Source organism: Microbacterium sp. AC145, from assembly GCF_979258505.1.
On the sequence record NZ_OZ409859.1, the window covers coordinates 1,095,373 to 1,111,128 of the forward strand.

General features: G+C 66.6%; 13 protein-coding genes. 6 read left to right on the forward strand and 7 right to left on the reverse strand.

Annotated features, from left to right (window positions below; translation table 11 throughout):
- The first annotated feature begins 1 nt into the window (after position 1).
- Positions 2 to 1,054, forward strand: a complete 1,053-nt coding sequence (gene holA, locus ACZZZN_RS05330; protein WP_463504155.1) for a DNA polymerase III subunit delta — start codon at positions 2 to 4, stop codon at positions 1,052 to 1,054.
- 101 nt (positions 1,055 to 1,155) lie between these two features.
- On the opposite strand, the gene rpsT is transcribed toward holA, so the two are convergent.
- Positions 1,156 to 1,416, reverse strand: a complete 261-nt coding sequence (gene rpsT, locus ACZZZN_RS05335; protein ID WP_201470029.1) for a 30S ribosomal protein S20 — start codon at positions 1,414 to 1,416, stop codon at positions 1,156 to 1,158.
- Positions 1,417 to 1,661: 245 nt separating this feature from the next.
- Here rpsT and ACZZZN_RS05340 point away from each other — a divergent pair, with 245 nt between their 5' ends.
- Positions 1,662 to 2,879, forward strand: a complete 1,218-nt coding sequence (locus ACZZZN_RS05340; protein ID WP_463504156.1) for an MFS transporter — start codon at positions 1,662 to 1,664, stop codon at positions 2,877 to 2,879.
- Here the strand turns inward: ACZZZN_RS05340 and ACZZZN_RS05345 are convergent.
- From ACZZZN_RS05345 to ACZZZN_RS05365, 5 genes are all read right to left on the reverse strand, one after another.
- Positions 2,848 to 3,603: an alpha/beta fold hydrolase gene (locus tag ACZZZN_RS05345; protein WP_463504157.1), complete on the reverse strand. Its 756-nt coding sequence runs from the start codon at positions 3,601 to 3,603 to the stop codon at positions 2,848 to 2,850. The genes ACZZZN_RS05340 and ACZZZN_RS05345 overlap by 32 nt on opposite strands.
- Positions 3,604 to 3,633: 30 nt before the next feature.
- On the reverse strand, positions 3,634 to 5,334 hold the full coding sequence (locus ACZZZN_RS05350) for a dipeptide ABC transporter ATP-binding protein (protein ID WP_463504158.1): 1,701 nt from the start codon (positions 5,332 to 5,334) through the stop codon (positions 3,634 to 3,636).
- A complete protein-coding gene (locus ACZZZN_RS05355; RefSeq protein WP_463504159.1) occupies positions 5,331 to 6,374 on the reverse strand; it encodes an ABC transporter permease in 1,044 nt (347 codons plus the stop codon). The genes ACZZZN_RS05350 and ACZZZN_RS05355 overlap by 4 nt, the downstream gene beginning before the upstream one ends.
- 6 nt (positions 6,375 to 6,380) lie before the next feature.
- On the reverse strand, positions 6,381 to 7,901 hold the full coding sequence (locus ACZZZN_RS05360) for an ABC transporter permease (protein ID WP_463504160.1): 1,521 nt from the start codon (positions 7,899 to 7,901) through the stop codon (positions 6,381 to 6,383).
- Positions 7,902 to 7,990: 89 nt separating this feature from the next.
- Positions 7,991 to 9,718: an ABC transporter substrate-binding protein gene (locus ACZZZN_RS05365; protein ID WP_463504161.1), complete on the reverse strand. Its 1,728-nt coding sequence runs from the start codon at positions 9,716 to 9,718 to the stop codon at positions 7,991 to 7,993.
- A 230-nt stretch (positions 9,719 to 9,948) separates the two neighbouring features.
- Here ACZZZN_RS05365 and lepA point away from each other — a divergent pair, with 230 nt between their 5' ends.
- The 4 genes from lepA to hemW are packed head-to-tail and all read left to right on the forward strand — an operon-like array spanning position 9,949 to position 14,223.
- The gene (gene lepA / locus ACZZZN_RS05370; protein ID WP_463504162.1) at positions 9,949 to 11,802 is read left to right on the forward strand and encodes a translation elongation factor 4; all 1,854 of its coding nucleotides are present in this window, start codon (positions 9,949 to 9,951) and stop codon (positions 11,800 to 11,802) included.
- A 1-nt stretch (position 11,803) separates the two neighbouring features.
- Entirely contained in the window at positions 11,804 to 12,325 is a 522-nt protein-coding gene (locus tag ACZZZN_RS05375; protein ID WP_463504163.1) for a DUF1990 family protein, read from the forward strand.
- 10 nt (positions 12,326 to 12,335) lie between these two features.
- Complete coding sequence (locus ACZZZN_RS05380) at positions 12,336 to 12,989, forward strand: DUF1990 family protein (RefSeq protein WP_463504164.1); 654 nt, start codon at positions 12,336 to 12,338, stop codon at positions 12,987 to 12,989.
- Between the two features lie 16 nt (positions 12,990 to 13,005).
- A complete protein-coding gene (gene hemW, locus ACZZZN_RS05385) occupies positions 13,006 to 14,223 on the forward strand; it encodes a radical SAM family heme chaperone HemW (protein WP_463504165.1) in 1,218 nt (405 codons plus the stop codon).
- 30 nt (positions 14,224 to 14,253) lie between these two features.
- Here the strand turns inward: hemW and ACZZZN_RS05390 are convergent, their stop codons facing one another.
- Complete coding sequence (locus ACZZZN_RS05390; protein ID WP_463504166.1) at positions 14,254 to 15,669, reverse strand: carboxylesterase/lipase family protein; 1,416 nt, start codon at positions 15,667 to 15,669, stop codon at positions 14,254 to 14,256.
- Between the last annotated feature and the right edge of the window lie 87 nt (positions 15,670 to 15,756).

Below are 15,756 nucleotides of genomic sequence, written 5' to 3' on the forward strand. Positions count from 1 at the left end.
AATGCCAGCTTCGCGTCCCTCGTCTCGTGGTGGGGCATCCCGTGGGGGCGCCAAGACGACCAAGATCGCCCAGGTCTCGTGGCGTGATCCGCGCCCGGCGCCCCTGGTGCTGGTGTTCGGTCCCGAAGAGGTCTGTGCCGAGCGTGCGATCGCCGGAGTCCGCGACTATCTGCGTGCGGAGGACCCGGCCCTCGAGGTGACCGACGTGCGCGCCGACGACTACGCGCCCGGCACGCTCCTCGCGCTCACGTCACCGTCGCTGTTCGGCGAGCCGCGACTCGTGCGGGTGTCCGGCGTCGAGAAGTGCTCCGATGCGTTCCTGAACGAAGCCGTGTCGTACCTCGACCACCCGCAGGAGGGCGCGACCGTCATCCTCAGGCACACCGGTGCGAGCGTCCGCGGCAAGAAGCTGCTCGATGCGCTCCGAGCAGGAACCGGCGACGGCATCGAGATCGCGACTCCCGCGATCAAGCGTGACAGCGACCGCGTCGACTTCGCCGCCGGCGAATTCAAGGCAGCAGGCAAGCGCATCGCACCACCCGCACTGCGGGCGCTCGTCTCAGCCTTCGCCGACGATCTCACTGAGCTCGCCGCGGCATGCCAGCAGCTGATCGGTGATGTCGAGGGCGACATCACCGAAGACGTGGTCACCAAGTACTACGGCGGTCGTGTCGAGGTGTCGGCGTTCGTCGTCGCCGACACGGCGATCGCAGGGCGCTACGGCGAGTCTCTCGTGGCGTTGCGCCACGCGCTGGCATCCGGTGCCGACCCCGTGCCGATGGTCGCCGCCTTCGCGATGAAGCTCCGCACGATGGCGCGCGTCGCCGGCAACCGCGAGCCGAGCCGCCAGCTCGCGCAACGGCTGGGCATGAAGGACTGGCAGGTCGATCGTGCACGCCGTGACCTCGCCGGGTGGAACGAGCGCTCGCTGGGTCTCGCGATCCAGGCGACGGCGCGCGCGGACGCCGAGGTCAAGGGCGCGTCACGCGACCCGATCTTCGCGCTCGAGCGGATGCTGACCGTGATCGCGACCCGTCGACCGTTCGGCGAGTAGAGCGCGCCCACACGCAGGACGTACGGACACGAAAGAGCCCGCCCCGCGAACGGGACGGGCTCTTCACACCCTTGCAGGTCTGTTCTGCGAATGCAGAGTGCTCAGAGAGCGGCGACCTGCTTGGCGATGGCCGACTTCTTGTTGGCGGCCTGGTTCTGGTGGATGACACCCTTGCTGACGGCCTTGTCGAGCTTGCGGGCAGCGGTCTTCAGTGCGGCCTCAGCGGCGGCCTTGTCACCGGAGACGACAGCGGCGCGGGTCGCGCGGATGTGCGTCTTCAGCTCGCTCTTCACTGCCTTGTTGCGCTCGTGCGCCTTGTCGTTGGTCTTGTTGCGCTTGATCTGCGACTTGATGTTTGCCACGTGTGGACACTTTCTGTACAGGAGATATTCGGAGTGCCGGCAGAAGAAGAGGGCTTCCACACGGCGGTCGTGAGGGAAGAACCCACACGCAAGCCAAGAACCAACTCTACCAGCAGTCGGGTCGTTCGCCCTAAACGGCTTCTGAGGTGCACAATCATCTCAGCCGGAGACAGCGCGGCCGACCCGTTAGCGACGACGACGTCAAGGAGCCACATGATCCGCTGCTTCGGCACCACAGGACTCCGATGAGCGCCAAGGGACGGGTGGGCACCCGATGGATGACGCTGTTCACCCTCGCCTGGCTCGCCGTCTGGACCGTCCAGCTCACTCCGGTCCAGCTCCTTCTTCCCCTGCAGCTCGACACTCCCCAGGACGACTGGATCCGTGGAGTCGTGTCGTCGGGTCTCGTCCTGGGGATCGGCGGACTCGCGGGAATCGTCGCCGGCCCCGTGGCAGGTGCGCTCTCCGATCGCACGCGAGCGGGCCGCCGACGGCGACGCCCCTGGGCACTCGGCGCGGTCTGGCTCACCGCCGGATGTCTCGTCGCCACAGGGCTCGCAGAAGGCCCCTGGGCGGTGGGGGTCGCGTGGCTGGGCGTCTCCGTCGGGGTCGCCGTCGCTTCCGCGGCCTTCGGTGCTCTGATCGCCGACCAGCTTCCGCAGACACAGCGCGGTGCCGCATCGGCGGCGGTCGGGTCGAGCCAAGCAGTCGGGATCGTGCTCGGAGTCGGACTCGTCGTTCTGCTCGGACTGGGCATCCGCGAGGGCTATCTGATGCTCGCAGCGCTCATCGCCGTGGTCGGCACGACGACCTCTCTGCTGCTTCCGGATGCGCCGGCTCGCGATGAGCAGCGTCCGCCTCGGGAGAGGCGACGGGTGCTCGCTGCCTTGCGTGATCGTGACTTCGCCTGGATGCTGTCGGGGCGCCTGGTGACGAACGTCGGCAACGCGCTCGGCACGTCGCTGTTCCTCTTCTTCCTCATCCACGGTCTCGATCAGGGAACGGTCGAGGCGCAGGACAATCTGCTGCTGCTGATCGTCGTCTACACGGTCTTCGTCGTGATCGCCTCCTTGGCCACCGGCATCCTGTCGGACCGCACCGGCCGTCGTCGAGGGCTGGCGGTCACGGCTGCTCTCGTGCAGGCGTGCTCGGGCGTCGTGATCGCAGTCGTGCCGACGTTCGAAGCGACGATGTTCGCCGCAGCGCTCATGGGCATCGGCTACGGAGCGTTTTCGACGGTCGGCCTCGCCTTCGCCGCCGACCTGCTGCCCGACGATCAGGACCACGCGCGCGATCTCGGTGTGGTCACCGTCACGGCTGCACTCGGACAACTCATCGGCCCGGTGCTGGGCGCGGGTCTGGTCGCTCTGGCGGGCGGTTTCTGGCTCGTGTTCGTCGTCGCCGCGGTGCTGTCGGTGGTCGGAGCACTCCTCACCGCTCGCGCGCGTCAGCCTGTTCGCTGATCGCCACCTCGGCCTCGATCGTCGCGACACCCAGTTTCAGCACGGCGTTGAACACCTCGGGACGCATGGCTGTCACGAGGTGGGTGGTTCTCGGCACGACAATGAGCTCGGCACGCGGGGCGAGGCGGCGGAACAGCGCCTCGTTCAGGCGGAGCTGGTCGTACTGACCGTTGACGAACCAGAGCGGTACGTCGATGCGAGCGACCGCGGTGGCGAGATCGAGTGTGGCGAGGTTTCGCAGCGCAGTGTCCTGCGTGTCGAGCGCATAGCCGCCGGCGGCGAAATCGGAGCGGGTGTCTTCGGGGATCGTCGCCTCGAGGATCCGCTCGGTGATCCACATACCCCGGTCGGGCAGCCGATCCACCGCCCGCGCGATCACGCGGTACGCGGCGAGGCCGGTGCCGCGGGGGAGCGAGGTGCAGGAAGCGGCGATCAACCCCGACACCGGCGGACGCTGCGCCCCTCCCGTGTATGCCAGCGTCAACAGCCCGCCCATCGAATGACCGACGAGCAGCACCGGCCCACGCGTCGCAGCGTCGCGCACCGCCGCGTCGATCGTGTGCAGCGCCTCGTGCAGGGTGAAGTCCTCCTGCATCCGGGTGCCGTGACCGGGGAGGTCGACCGCATGAGCCGGTATCCCGGCCTCCTCCAGGAAGGCGAGCTGAGACCGCCACATCGTCGCGGACGTGCGGATGCCGTGCACGAGGACGATCTGGACGGTCACGTCTTCAGCATACGAAAGGGAAGCCCGTGTTCAGGATCCGGTTCCGAGGAGAGCATGGCGGGCGATGCGCCGCTGCGACTGCTCCGCGGGATCGGGGACCGGTGCGGAGGCGAGCAATGTCTTCGTGTACTCGTGTTGAGGGGAATGGAGCACGCGGCTGGCCGGGCCCTGCTCGACGGCGACTCCATCCTTCATCACCAGCACATCGTCGGCGAGCAGATCGATCACGGCGAGATCATGGCTGACCAGCATGCACGCGAACTCATACTGGTCCTGGAGCTCTTTGATCATGTCGAGCACCGCCGCCTGCACCGAGACATCGAGCGCCGAGGTGGGCTCATCGGCGATCAGGAGCTCGGGTCGGAGCATCAGAGCACGTGCGATGGACACTCGCTGGCGCTGGCCACCGGACAACTCGTGCGGGTATCGATTGATCACGCTGCGCGGCAGGCGCACGGCGTCGAGCAGTTCCTGGGCGCGTTCGAGACGCGTCTTGCGGGTGCCGACCTTGTGGATCACCATCGGCTCGATGATGCAGTCGCCGATCGGGAACCGTGGGTTGAGGGAGGCGGCCGGATCCTGGAAGATCACGCCGATCCTGGCCCTCGCCGCCTTGGCCGCTCTTCCGCGCAGCCGCGCGAGGTCCATGCCGTGAACCTTCAGGCTTCCACCGGCCACCGGCAGGAGACCCAGGGTGGCCTTCGCGATCGTCGACTTGCCCGAGCCCGACTCACCGACGATCCCCAAGATCTCCTTCTTCGACAGAGTGAAGCTCACCCCGTCGACCGCGCGGAAGATCTTTCCACGCTGGTCGTACTCGAGCACGAGATCGCGGGCCTCGAGGACGAGGTCCTTCCGGTTCTCGTCGTCGATCGCGCGCTCCACGGCCGGGGCGGCTGTGACGTCGAGCGGGCTGAGGCGGGGTACGGCATTCAACAGCTTCTGTGTGTAGGGGTGCTCGGGTCGCTTCAACACGTCGTCGACGCGTCCCGATTCCACGATGCGACCGCGGAACATGACTTCGACGCGGTCGGCCAGATCGGCGACCACTCCCATGTTGTGCGTGATCAGCAGGATCGCGGCACCCAGGTCGTCCTTGAGGCGACGAAGCAGGTCGAGGATCTCGGCCTGCACAGTGACGTCGAGTGCCGTGGTCGGTTCATCGGCGATGATCACCTTCGGCGAGCAGGCGATCGCCATCGCGATCACGATGCGCTGCCGCTGCCCGCCGGAGAACTGATGCGGGTACTGCCTGATGCGCTTCGCCGCGTCGGGGATCCCGACGAGGTTGAGGAGGTCCAGCGCCCGTTGCTTCGCGTCGGAGCCGTAGGCGATGTCGTGGATCTCGAAGATCTCGGTGAGCTGACGCTCGATCGTGAGCACGGGGTTGAGCGCGGTCATCGGCTCTTGGAAGATCATCGCGACCTCGGTCGCGCGCAATCTGTTGATCTGCGCCGCGGGGAGTCCCACGACCTCGATGTCACCGAGTCGCGCGGAGCCGCTGATCAGCGCGTTGTCGGGAAGCAAGCCCATCGCCGCCGACGAGGTGACGCTCTTTCCGGATCCGGACTCGCCGACCAGAGCGACGACTTCGCCGGGGCGCACATCGAAGGAGATGCCCTTCACGGCGTCGACGATCCCGCTCTCGGTGGCGAATTCGACGCGGAGGTCGGTGAAGGTCAGCGCGGCAGGGGAGACGGCGAGCGGGAGTGACTGATCGGAATCGTTCATGCGTCGTTCCTCCTCGCCCGGAGCAGGCGTCGGGTCTTGTGAGTCTGGCGAGGATCGAAGGCATCCCGGAGTCCGTCGCCGATGAAGTTCACCGAGAGTGCGATCACGAGGATCAGCATGCCTGGCCACCAGAACAGCCAGGGTCGCGATGCGAAGGCGTTCTGGTACTGGCTGATCAGCAGACCGAGTGAGGACTCCGGCGGTTGCACCCCGAAACCGAGGAAGCTGAGCGAACTCTCGAGCAGGATCGCCCCCGCGATGCCGAAGGTCGCGTTCACGACGATCACACCGACGGCATTGGGCAACAGATGGCGGAAGACGATCCGGGACGATCCCGCCCCCATCGAGCGCGCCGCTGAGACGAACTCCCGCTCACGCAGCGTGAGCACCTCTCCGCGCACCAGGCGAGCAAGACCCGTCCACGTCAGCAGCCCGAGCACGAGCGCGAGCGGGAGAATCGAGTCACCCAGGTTGCCGGCGATCTTGCCCAGCACGGCGGCGAGCGCGAGGAGCGGGATGACGATGAACAGGTCGGTCACTCGCATCAGGAACGAGTCCACGCGCCCACCCCAGTACCCGGCCACGGCGCCGACGATCGAGCCGATGCATGTCGCGACGAGCCCCACGACCAGTCCGATGATGAGGGACTTCTGGGTGCCGCTCATGACGAGCGCGAAGTAGTCCTTGCCGGTCGAGTCCTGACCGAACGGGTGCTCACCCCAGGTGATTCCCGTCCCTCCGAGCCACTCCGGGAGGAGGCTCAGCGTGGGACGACCCCCGTTGACGACATCGGCTGCGTCGAGATAGCTCTTGCCCCACCATCCGGGAATGCCCGCGATTCCCACGGAGGAGAACGCGACGATCGTGATGATCGCGAGCGTGATGATCGAGATCAGTGCTCCGCGGTGCCGGAAGAACCGGCGCCGTACGAGCTGACCCTGTGACAGCGGTGCCGCATCGTCGCGGAGGAGCGCGACGTCTTCGGCCTCGGCGAGGGAGTAGATCTCGGTGGGTGCTGTGCGTGGAGTGTTCTCAGTCATTTTTCCTCACACCCTGATCCGGGGGTCGAGCACGGCATAGAAGATGTCCGCGAGAAGGTTGAAGAAGATGGCCGCTGCTCCGGTGACCAGGAAGAAGGCCATGACCGGCGCCGGGTCGGCGTTGTTGAGGCCCGTGCGGAAGAGCTCGCCCATTCCCTTCCACCCGAACACCGTCTCCGTGATCACGGCACCGCCGATCAGACCCGCGAAGTCGAACGCCGCGATCGTCGCGATCGGGATGAGTGCGTTGCGGAAGGCGTGCCGGAAGATCACGACCCGCTCCGGTGCCCCCTTGGCCCGCGCGGTGCGGATGTAGTCCTGTCGCCCGACCTCGAGCATCGACGAGCGGGTGTATCTGCTGTAGCTGGCGAGAGAGATGAGGGCGAGGAGCAGCGTCGGCAGGAGAAGCTGAGTCGACAGGTCGAGGAAGGTCTCCCAGAACGTTCCGGAGAAGTTCGGAGTCTGCGATCCGATGGTGGAGATCGGTCGCGGCTTCTTCTCGAGGAACCCGGGCCAGCTGCGGAACAGGTGGTCGATGACGGTCAGAGCGGCGCCGCCGAGACCGGTGGTGATGCTCACTCCGATCGCGGCACTGCGATACCGCCCGCCGAGTCGTGCTCCGATCGCCCACGGTACTGCGATCGCCACGAGAGCACCGAGGATCAGGATCCACCAGTTCATGTAGTAGACGAACACGTTGACGAGCGCGAACTGCAGGACCACCACGAACCCGGCGGTGATGAGCGCCGGAAGAAGGACCTCGCGCCGATCCAGCCCGACGGTCATGGCCGTGGCGCTGAGCGCGAGTCCGATGGTGAGCACTGCCACGCCGGCGTACCCGAGCTGCGGCGTGCGGAAGAAGTCCGTCGCGAGCATCGCCGCGAGGCCGCCCCCGATGACGACGGCGGTCACGATGAAGGTGATGGCTCGCCGCTTCCAGGATCCGCCGAGCACGACCTGCAGGATGAAGGCGAACGCGAGGGCTATCAGCACTATCTGCAACGGAGGCAGTTGAGGTTCGGCGATCCAGTCGTTGAAGCCGATGGCGAGGTACTCCTTGAGGAGCACGGCCGCCCAGAAGACGGGCAGCGAGAAGAAGATGAAAGTGAGGAAGGTCACCGCGTAGTCGAGCCCGCTGTACTGGCGGATGGCGGTGAGGATGCCGATCGCGATGCCGACCACGAGGGCGATCACCGTGGCCAGGAACACGAGTCGCAGAGTCGACGACGCCGCCTGCCCCAGAAGGGTGCTCACCTCGACGCCGGTGCGATCCCGGCCGAGGTCGCACTGACCGATCACGCACTTGCCGACGCCGCCGAGCCACGTCAGATACCGCAGGTACCACGGCTGGTCGAGATTCATGAAGTCGATGCGACGCTCCATGAGAAGCTCGCGGTTCTTCGCGCGGCTCTCGCGCAGGTCTTCGAGGGGGTCACCCGCGTTGATGACGAGGACGTACATCAACACCGAGGCGACGAGGAGGATGCCGACGGCAGCGGCGAACCTCCGGAGGATGAACTTGATCACGGTAGGGGCCTCATCGTTCGATCACGACGGTGCGGGCCCGGCACTCCGGTGCCGGACCCGCACGGTCGCACGTGCAAGCGGTAGGGAGCTTATTCAGCCCGCTGCCATGCCTCCGCGTTCCAGATGATGCCCTGCTGGGTCACGTTGTGCTCCAGCCCTTCGAGATCGGACGACGAGGCGTCCAGGCTCGGGTGGGCGAAGACGGGAATCCCGAAGAGGTCGTCCCACAGGAGCTTCTCGATGATCTTCGTCTGCTCGAGGTGGACGGTCGGGTCCATGCTCGTCGCGAGCGTGGTCCAGGCTGCGTCGACCGCCGGGTTCGAGTACTGGCCGTAGTTCTGCGGCTTGCCCGTCGCGTAGATGTTCTGTCCGGATGTGATCTGACCGGAGCCGGCCCAGGCGAACAGCGCTACCTCGTAGTCGCCGCGCTCCTGGGTGCCGCCGGGAGCGAAGAAGTCCTCGTTGCCCGCGTCGACGATGTTGAATCCGGCCTTGTCGCAGGAGGACTTGATGATCGCCACTTCCTCGGTGCGCCGCGGGTTGGGAGCGGAGTAGCCGATGCGGATCTCGGTGCCGGTCGCGACCTGCTCTTCGACGATCGCCTTCGCGGCGTCGATGTCGACCTCGTCGTAGGCGCCGTCGTACGACGCGTCGACGACCTCCTGGTAGGTGTCCTGGAACGGGAAGACCTCGCGGGCGTTCATCACCTCTGCGTTCGGGTTGATCGGCTTGATGAGGTTGTCCACGATCTGCTGGCGAGGAACGCACAGGGCGAACGCCTTGCGCAGCTCGAGGTTGTCCGAGAAGACCGCACCGGGCATGAAGTTGAAGTCGAGGTGCTCCCACGTCAGGGTGTCACCGTCGTAGATCGTCGCCTTGTCACCGAGGTCTTCGAGCTGGCTCAGGGTGTCGACGGTCGGCTGGGGTGAGATGACGTCGAGATCTCCGTTGTCGAGGGCCTGGACCATCGCATCCTGGGCGACGAAGCGGATCACGAGCTGCTCGGTCTCCGGCGCGGGTCCGTAGAACTCGTCGTTGGCGACCAGCGTGACCGACTCGCCGGCCTGCCACGAGTCGATCTTGTAGGGGCCGGAGGAGGGGATGAGGGATTCCTCGGGCACCGTGCCCGGATCCGTCATCCAGCCTGTGTTCCAGAACTCGGCGGCATCCGCGAGCGCTGCCGCGTCCTTCGCGAGAATCGCTTCGGTGAGCTCTTCGACGCTCATGCCGGCCTGCTCCGCGACGACGTGTGCGGGGTCGAGGAGGTACGTCTGGATCTTCCAGTCGGGGTCGGGGTTCCCGTACTGCACGGTGAAGGTCTTGCCGTCGAAGTCTCCTTCGGGGCCCGCCGGAATCGTGTCACCGAGGTCCTGCGAGACGGAGTTGAACAGCGGCGCGCCCTCGGCGTCGGCGATGTTCACATTCTGCACACCCCAGGCGAGCACAGCGTCGGCGACCGTGATCGGTTCGCCATCGGACCACACGGCGTCATCCGCGATCGTGAACTCGATCGTCAGCGGATCGTCGGAGAGCACCTCGGCCGTTCCGAGTTCCTCGTACGGCTGGATCTCGCCCTTCGCGTCGAAGTAGAAGAAGCTCGCCTTGATGCGGTCCGTGATCGCGCTGTTGTACGTGCTGTAGGTCTCGGGCGTGAAGCCGTTGTAGCTGATGAAGTCGTTGGGTCCGACGGATACGGACACCGACGTGGAGGAACTGCTGTCACTGTCGACCTCACCTTCCGGCGGTGCACAGGCAGTGAGGACTATTCCGACGGCGGCAACGGATGCGATGGCCGTGGAGACACGCCTAAGACGCATATCTACTCCTTGGTTTCTTGTCGACGATGTGGCAGGCGACTCGGTGTTGGGTTTGTCAATTGGGCGACATAGGGACATACCGCCCGTGCATGTTGTGTGAGCCTGCCACCTGTCGAGCCCCAAAGCAACGATTGCGTGAATCACGGCTAACTGGTAAAGGCGATGCCCGTGGAGTGCCTGCGGGAGTCGAATCGGGCAATCCCTCGCCCTCACCGTAGAATCGACGGGACATGTCACCACGCTCCCTCACTCCGCTTCAGCCTGCCTCGACGCCTGCGACGAAGATCCGCAATTTCTGCATCATCGCCCACATCGACCACGGCAAGTCGACCCTCGCCGACCGTATGCTCCAGATCACCGGCGTGGTCTCGGATCGTGACATGCGCGCCCAGTATCTGGACCGGATGGACATCGAGCGCGAGCGCGGCATCACCATCAAGAGCCAGGCGGTGCGCATGCCCTGGGAGCTCGAAGGTGAGACCTTCGCGCTCAACATGATCGACACCCCGGGTCACGTCGACTTCACCTACGAGGTCTCTCGGTCTCTCGCGGCGTGCGAGGGCGCGATCCTCCTGGTCGACGCGGCGCAGGGAATCGAGGCTCAGACCCTCGCCAATCTCTACCTCGCGCTCGAGAACGATCTGCACATCATCCCGGTGCTCAACAAGATCGACCTCCCTGCCGCTGATCCTGACAAGTACGCCAAGGAGCTGGCATCCCTCATCGGAGGCAAGCCGGAGGACGTGCTGCGGGTGTCGGGCAAGACCGGCGTCGGCGTCGAGGAGCTGCTCGACCGCCTGGTGCAGGAGATCCCGGCTCCGGTCGGTGATGCGGACGCTCCTGCGCGAGCGATGATCTTCGACTCGGTCTACGACGCCTACCGCGGCGTCGTCACGTATGTCCGCATGGTCGACGGCAGCCTGTCGCCGCGCGAGCGCATCCAGATGATGTCGACCGGTGCGAACCATGAAGCGCTCGAGGTCGGCGTGTCGAGCCCCGAGCCCGTGCCCTCCAAGGGCCTGGGCGTCGGTGAGGTGGGCTACCTGATCACCGGAGTGAAGGACGTCCGACTGTCAAAGGTCGGCGACACCATCACCACGGCTCGCAAGCCCTCGACGCAGGCGCTTCCGGGGTACACGGATCCGAAGCCCATGGTCTTCTCGGGCATCTATCCGATCGACGGCAGCGACTACGCCGACCTTCGCGAGGCGCTCGACAAGCTCAAGCTCTCCGACGCCTCGCTCCAGTACGAGCCGGAGACCTCGGTCGCCCTCGGCTTCGGGTTCCGCTGCGGATTCCTCGGACTCCTGCACCTCGAGATCATCACCGAACGTCTCGAACGCGAGTTCGGCCTCGATCTCATCACCACCGCGCCGAGCGTGATCTACGAGGTCCTCACCAGCGACACGGGTGAGACGGTGACGGTGACCAACCCGAGCGAATACCCCGATGGCCGCATCGGCTCGGTGTCGGAGCCGATGGTGAAGACAGCGATCCTCCTGCCCAAGGACTATGTGGGCACGGTCATGGAGCTCTGCCAGTCCCGCCGAGGGACGCTGCTGGGCATGGAGTACTTCTCCGAGGAGCGCGTCGAGCTGCGCTACACGATGCCGCTCGGCGAGATCGTCTTCGATTTCTTCGATCAGCTCAAATCCAAGACGCAGGGCTACGCGTCGCTCGACTACGAGCCCGCCGGACAGCAGGAGGCGGACCTCGTGAAGGTCGACATCCTGCTGCAGGGTGACAAGGTCGATGCGTTCAGCTCGATCGTGCACCGCGACAAGGCCTACGCGTACGGGACGCTGATGACGGAGCGTCTGCGCAAGCTGATCCCTCGCCAGAACTTCGAGGTGCCGATCCAGGCCGCCATCGGCGCCAGGATCATCGCCCGCGAGACGATCCGGGCGCTCCGAAAGGACGTGCTCGCCAAGTGCTACGGCGGTGACATCTCCCGAAAGCGCAAGCTCCTCGAGAAGCAGAAGGAGGGCAAGAAGCGCATGAAGATGGTCGGTCGCGTCGAGGTCCCTCAGGAGGCGTTCATCGCAGCGCTCTCCGGCGACGTCGAGGGCAAGGACAAGAAGTAGCGTGAGGCTGCCGCGGTACGAGCGCGGCCTGACACGGCATCCGCTCCATGACGTCCCGAAGCGGATGCGCGGCGCCCAACGCTCGGTCGCCGTGCCGGAGTATGCCCAGGAGCGCGTCGCCGCGCTCATCACCTCATGGGATTTCAAGAGGCGCGCCGGATTCGAGGCGCCCGGGGACGATCCCTTCGCCGAGCAGGAAGGACGACTCGGCAAGACCGTGCTCGGGATTCACTTCGCCGAGCCGATCCGCGTGGTGTGGGCCGGCAGGCACGGATTCGGCTACGAGACGCGCCCGGGTCATCCGATCTACGGAGAGGAATCGTTCGTTCTCGAAAACGGGCGGTTCACCGCGCGATCGATCTCGCGCCCGTCGACCCTGCGATGGTGGCTGCTGACGCCGGTTCTCCGCGTCATGCAGCGCAGGGTGTTCCGTCGCTACATCTCGAGCGTCGAGTCGGAGATCGAGTGCTGCAGACAGGCCCGAGAGCTCGGAGTGAGTGATCGTCCAGGGAATGGCAAGTAGGCTGGTTCTCATGCGGCGCGGGACTTTCCGAGACGACACGGTGGACTATGCGGCCGTGGGTGCGACCCACGCCCCCGACCTGATGCAGTATCCGCCGGAGCGCAGCATCCCTGCGGAGAGCTCCTGGCGTATCGGCAGCGGCGTGGAGCGGTTCCAGACCGCGGGCGAATCGCTCCTGACCTGGACGGCGCAGCGCGCCTCGGGGCTGAGCGTCGACGACGTGCGTCCCGCTCCCGGCCCCGCCTACGCCGGTGTGAGCTTCGACGCGGAGGGCACCCCGATCGCCCCGAGCAAGAACGACGTCGAGCAGCGTTTCGACGCCGAGGGAACCCCGTTCGCAGGGCCGGGTATGACTCTGCATCTGCACGGCAGGGTCGCCGGTATGCGGGCCGATGCCGAACTGCGTGTCATCTCGGTCACCGAAGAGAAGCGCCGCATCGGCTTCGTGCTCGGAACCGTCGGTGGCTCGGTCGTGCGCGGCGAGGAGTCGTTCGACATCGACTGGCGTGAGGACAACGACGAGGTCTGGTTCACGGTCCGCGCTTTCGACGCGCCGAACTCCCTGCTCTACCGCACCGTGCCAGCACTCGTGAAGCGGCGTCGCCGTGAGCTGTTCGCCCGCTACCTGCGTGCGATCTCGCCGCTCTACGCGACGCCCGTCTGATGGATTCAGCCCTCTGATGGCCGGACCTCTGCCTCTCGGCGATCCGGCCCCGGCCGATGGCCGCCTTCCCTCCGATCTGCCGATCGATCTCGGAGTGCCGTTCTCGGCATACCTGCACATTCCGTTCTGCCGTGTGCGATGCGGTTACTGCGACTTCAACACGTATACGTCCGGAGAGCTTCGTGGTGCGAAGCAGGAGGACTACGCCTCGACGCTGCTCACCGAGATCGACCTGGCGAAGCGCGTTCTCTCGGATGCGGGCGCGCTGCGCCCGATGGACACCGTGTTCTTCGGCGGAGGCACGCCGACTCTCCTGCCCGCGGGAGATCTCGCCCGGATGCTCGGTGCGGCGACCGATGCGTTCGGTCTGACGGACGGCGCCGAGGTCACGGTCGAGGCGAACCCCGACACGGTGACCCCCGAGGTCGTCCGCACACTCGCGGATGCCGGTGTGACGAGGCTTTCGATCGGCATGCAGTCGGCAGTGCCGCATGTGCTCGCCGCTCTCGACCGCACGCATCGCCCCGAGAATGTGACGACGGCGGTCGCCGCGGCGAAGGACGCAGGCCTCGCCGTGAGCGTGGACCTCATCTACGGTGCCCCCGGTGAGTCGCTCGGTGATTGGGAGGCGTCGCTCGATGCGGCGCTCGCACTCGAATCGGACCACATCTCGGCTTACGCGCTGATCATCGAGGACGGCACGAAGCTCGCACGGCAGATCCGCCGAGGCGAGGTGCCGACGCCGGACGACGACCTGCAGGCCGACATGTATGAGCTCGCCGATGCGCGTTTCGCAGCGGCGGGCTTCGACTGGTACGAGATCAGCAACTGGTCGCGCACTGTGGAACAGCGCTCGCGTCACAACCTCGCCTACTGGCGGGGGAGCGACTGGTGGGGGTTCGGACCCGGAGCGCACAGCCACGTCGCCGGGCTCCGATGGTGGAACGTCAAGCACCCGGCGGCGTATGCGCAGCGCCTCTCAGCGGCCGAGTCTCCGGCGGCGGGGACCGAGCGCCCCGACGAGGGGTCGCGCACCCTCGAGCGGATCCTGCTGCTCAGTCGCATCCGCGAGGGCATCGCGGTGTCCGATCTGCAGGCCGACAAGCGCACGCGCGTGGCCGGACTGATCGCCGACGGGCTGGTCGATCCCGCCGCGGCGGTGCGTGGTCGCGTGCAGCTCACGCTGCGGGGGCGGCTGCTCGCCGACGCTGTCGTGCGAGAGCTCACGGACTGAGCGCCGTCGATCCGGCCGAGCGTCGATCGTCTACGGCAGCAGATCGAGTGCTGCGGCACGTCGCTGCGGCACCGTCGAGCTCTCGGCATCGAACACGCGGGTGATCCGGTCGGCGCCGAAGACGGGCCACCCGGGATCCCCGGTCTTGATGAACGAGATCCACGCAGCGTGCATCTCGTCCGCGAGCTTCTGCGGAGCATCATCTCCTGCGAGCCGCTGCGCCTCGGGATCGCCGAGACGGTCGAAGACGAAACCCAGCTCGAGAGCATGGGCTGCACGCAGGTCGCGCACAGGGCTCGCCCAGGCGAACTCGTAGACGTAGGTCGGCGCGGTGCGCACCTGCGCCACACGGGTGAGCGGCGCGCGCAGCATCACGTCCGTGGCGAGCTGGCCGAAGATCTCGCCGGTCGACGCTCCGGGAAAAGCTGACCGGTAAGCGGCGACGGCGCGTCGGGGGATGCGCAACGCGAGTCGTGCGAGCAGCAGTTTCACCTCGCTGATCGAGGCGAGCGCCGCCGGAGGGAACCACAGTCGGTACTCGTCGGTGTTGCTCCCGATGAGCAGCGGTACCGCGGTCTCGGCGATCACCTGATGCGGCGAGCGGGGGAGTGAATCGGCCCCCACTGCCAACTGGAATCCGGGGGCGCCGCCGAGGGGCGACGAGCCCGCCGCCTGTCGTCGCCGTGCATGCAGCAGGCGTCGGGGAGAGATGGACGAGAACCCGGCTCGGTCGGCGGTGACGCCGAGCATCTTCGCGATCTGAGCGGTGACGCGACCGGCCTTCGCGGTGCTCTGCGCCTCGAGCGGCCCGGATTCGATGATCGCGCGGGCGATGTGGGGACGCGAGGAAGCATTCGCGAGCAGGCCCGCGACGATCGCCCCGCCGGCGGATTCGCCCATGACGGTGATCTGCGCGGGATCGCCGCCGAATGCGGCGACCTCTCGGTGGATCCAGGCGAGACCGGTTGCCGCATCCTGCAGTCCGAGATTCCCAGGCGCGTCCTTCAGAACCGAGAAGCCCTCGGATCCGAGTCGATAGTTGATGGATGCGAAGACGATCCCTGCGCGCGCGAAGGCGGCGCCGTCGTAGAGGGGGAGTGCTGCAGTGCCGCGCTCGAGCGCGCCTCCGTGGATCCAGAGCACCACGGGGGCGCGATCGGCACCCTCCGGTGACCAGACGTTGACTGTGAGGATCTCCTCGCCGGGGATGTCGACCGAACCGAGGATTTCGGCGATGGCGCCGGGGTACGGATCCTGCGGGGCCGTGGGTCCGAATGCCGTGGCGTCGCGGACGCCGTCCCACGCAGGGACGGCCCGCGGCGCACGGAAGCGGTGGGCCCCGAAGGGAGCTGCGGCGTACGGGATGCCGAGATAGCGATGCACTCCGTCGACGGCTTCACCGCGCACGATCCCGCTCGACAGGGTGGTCTGCGCTGCGACACTCATGGTGCTCATCGTAGGGGGATCAGCGACTCGGGCTCCTCGACGGGTAGAATTGGCACTCGTCGTCCGTGAGTGCCAGAGGGAGGAGAC

Coding starts and splice junctions, on each gene's coding strand:
- holA (WP_463504155.1), top strand. CDS start 2: ATGCCAGCTTCGCGTCCCTCGTCTCGTGGTGGGGCATCCCGTGGGGGC.
- ACZZZN_RS05340 (WP_463504156.1), top strand. CDS start 1,662: ATGAGCGCCAAGGGACGGGTGGGCACCCGATGGATGACGCTGTTCACC.
- ACZZZN_RS05350 (WP_463504158.1), bottom strand. CDS start 5,334: ATGAACGATTCCGATCAGTCACTCCCGCTCGCCGTCTCCCCTGCCGCG.
- ACZZZN_RS05355 (WP_463504159.1), bottom strand. CDS start 6,374: ATGACTGAGAACACTCCACGCACAGCACCCACCGAGATCTACTCCCTC.
- ACZZZN_RS05365 (WP_463504161.1), bottom strand. CDS start 9,718: ATGCGTCTTAGGCGTGTCTCCACGGCCATCGCATCCGTTGCCGCCGTC.
- lepA (WP_463504162.1), top strand. CDS start 9,949: ATGTCACCACGCTCCCTCACTCCGCTTCAGCCTGCCTCGACGCCTGCG.
- ACZZZN_RS05380 (WP_463504164.1), top strand. CDS start 12,336: ATGCGGCGCGGGACTTTCCGAGACGACACGGTGGACTATGCGGCCGTG.
- hemW (WP_463504165.1), top strand. CDS start 13,006: ATGGCCGGACCTCTGCCTCTCGGCGATCCGGCCCCGGCCGATGGCCGC.
- ACZZZN_RS05390 (WP_463504166.1), bottom strand. CDS start 15,669: ATGAGTGTCGCAGCGCAGACCACCCTGTCGAGCGGGATCGTGCGCGGT.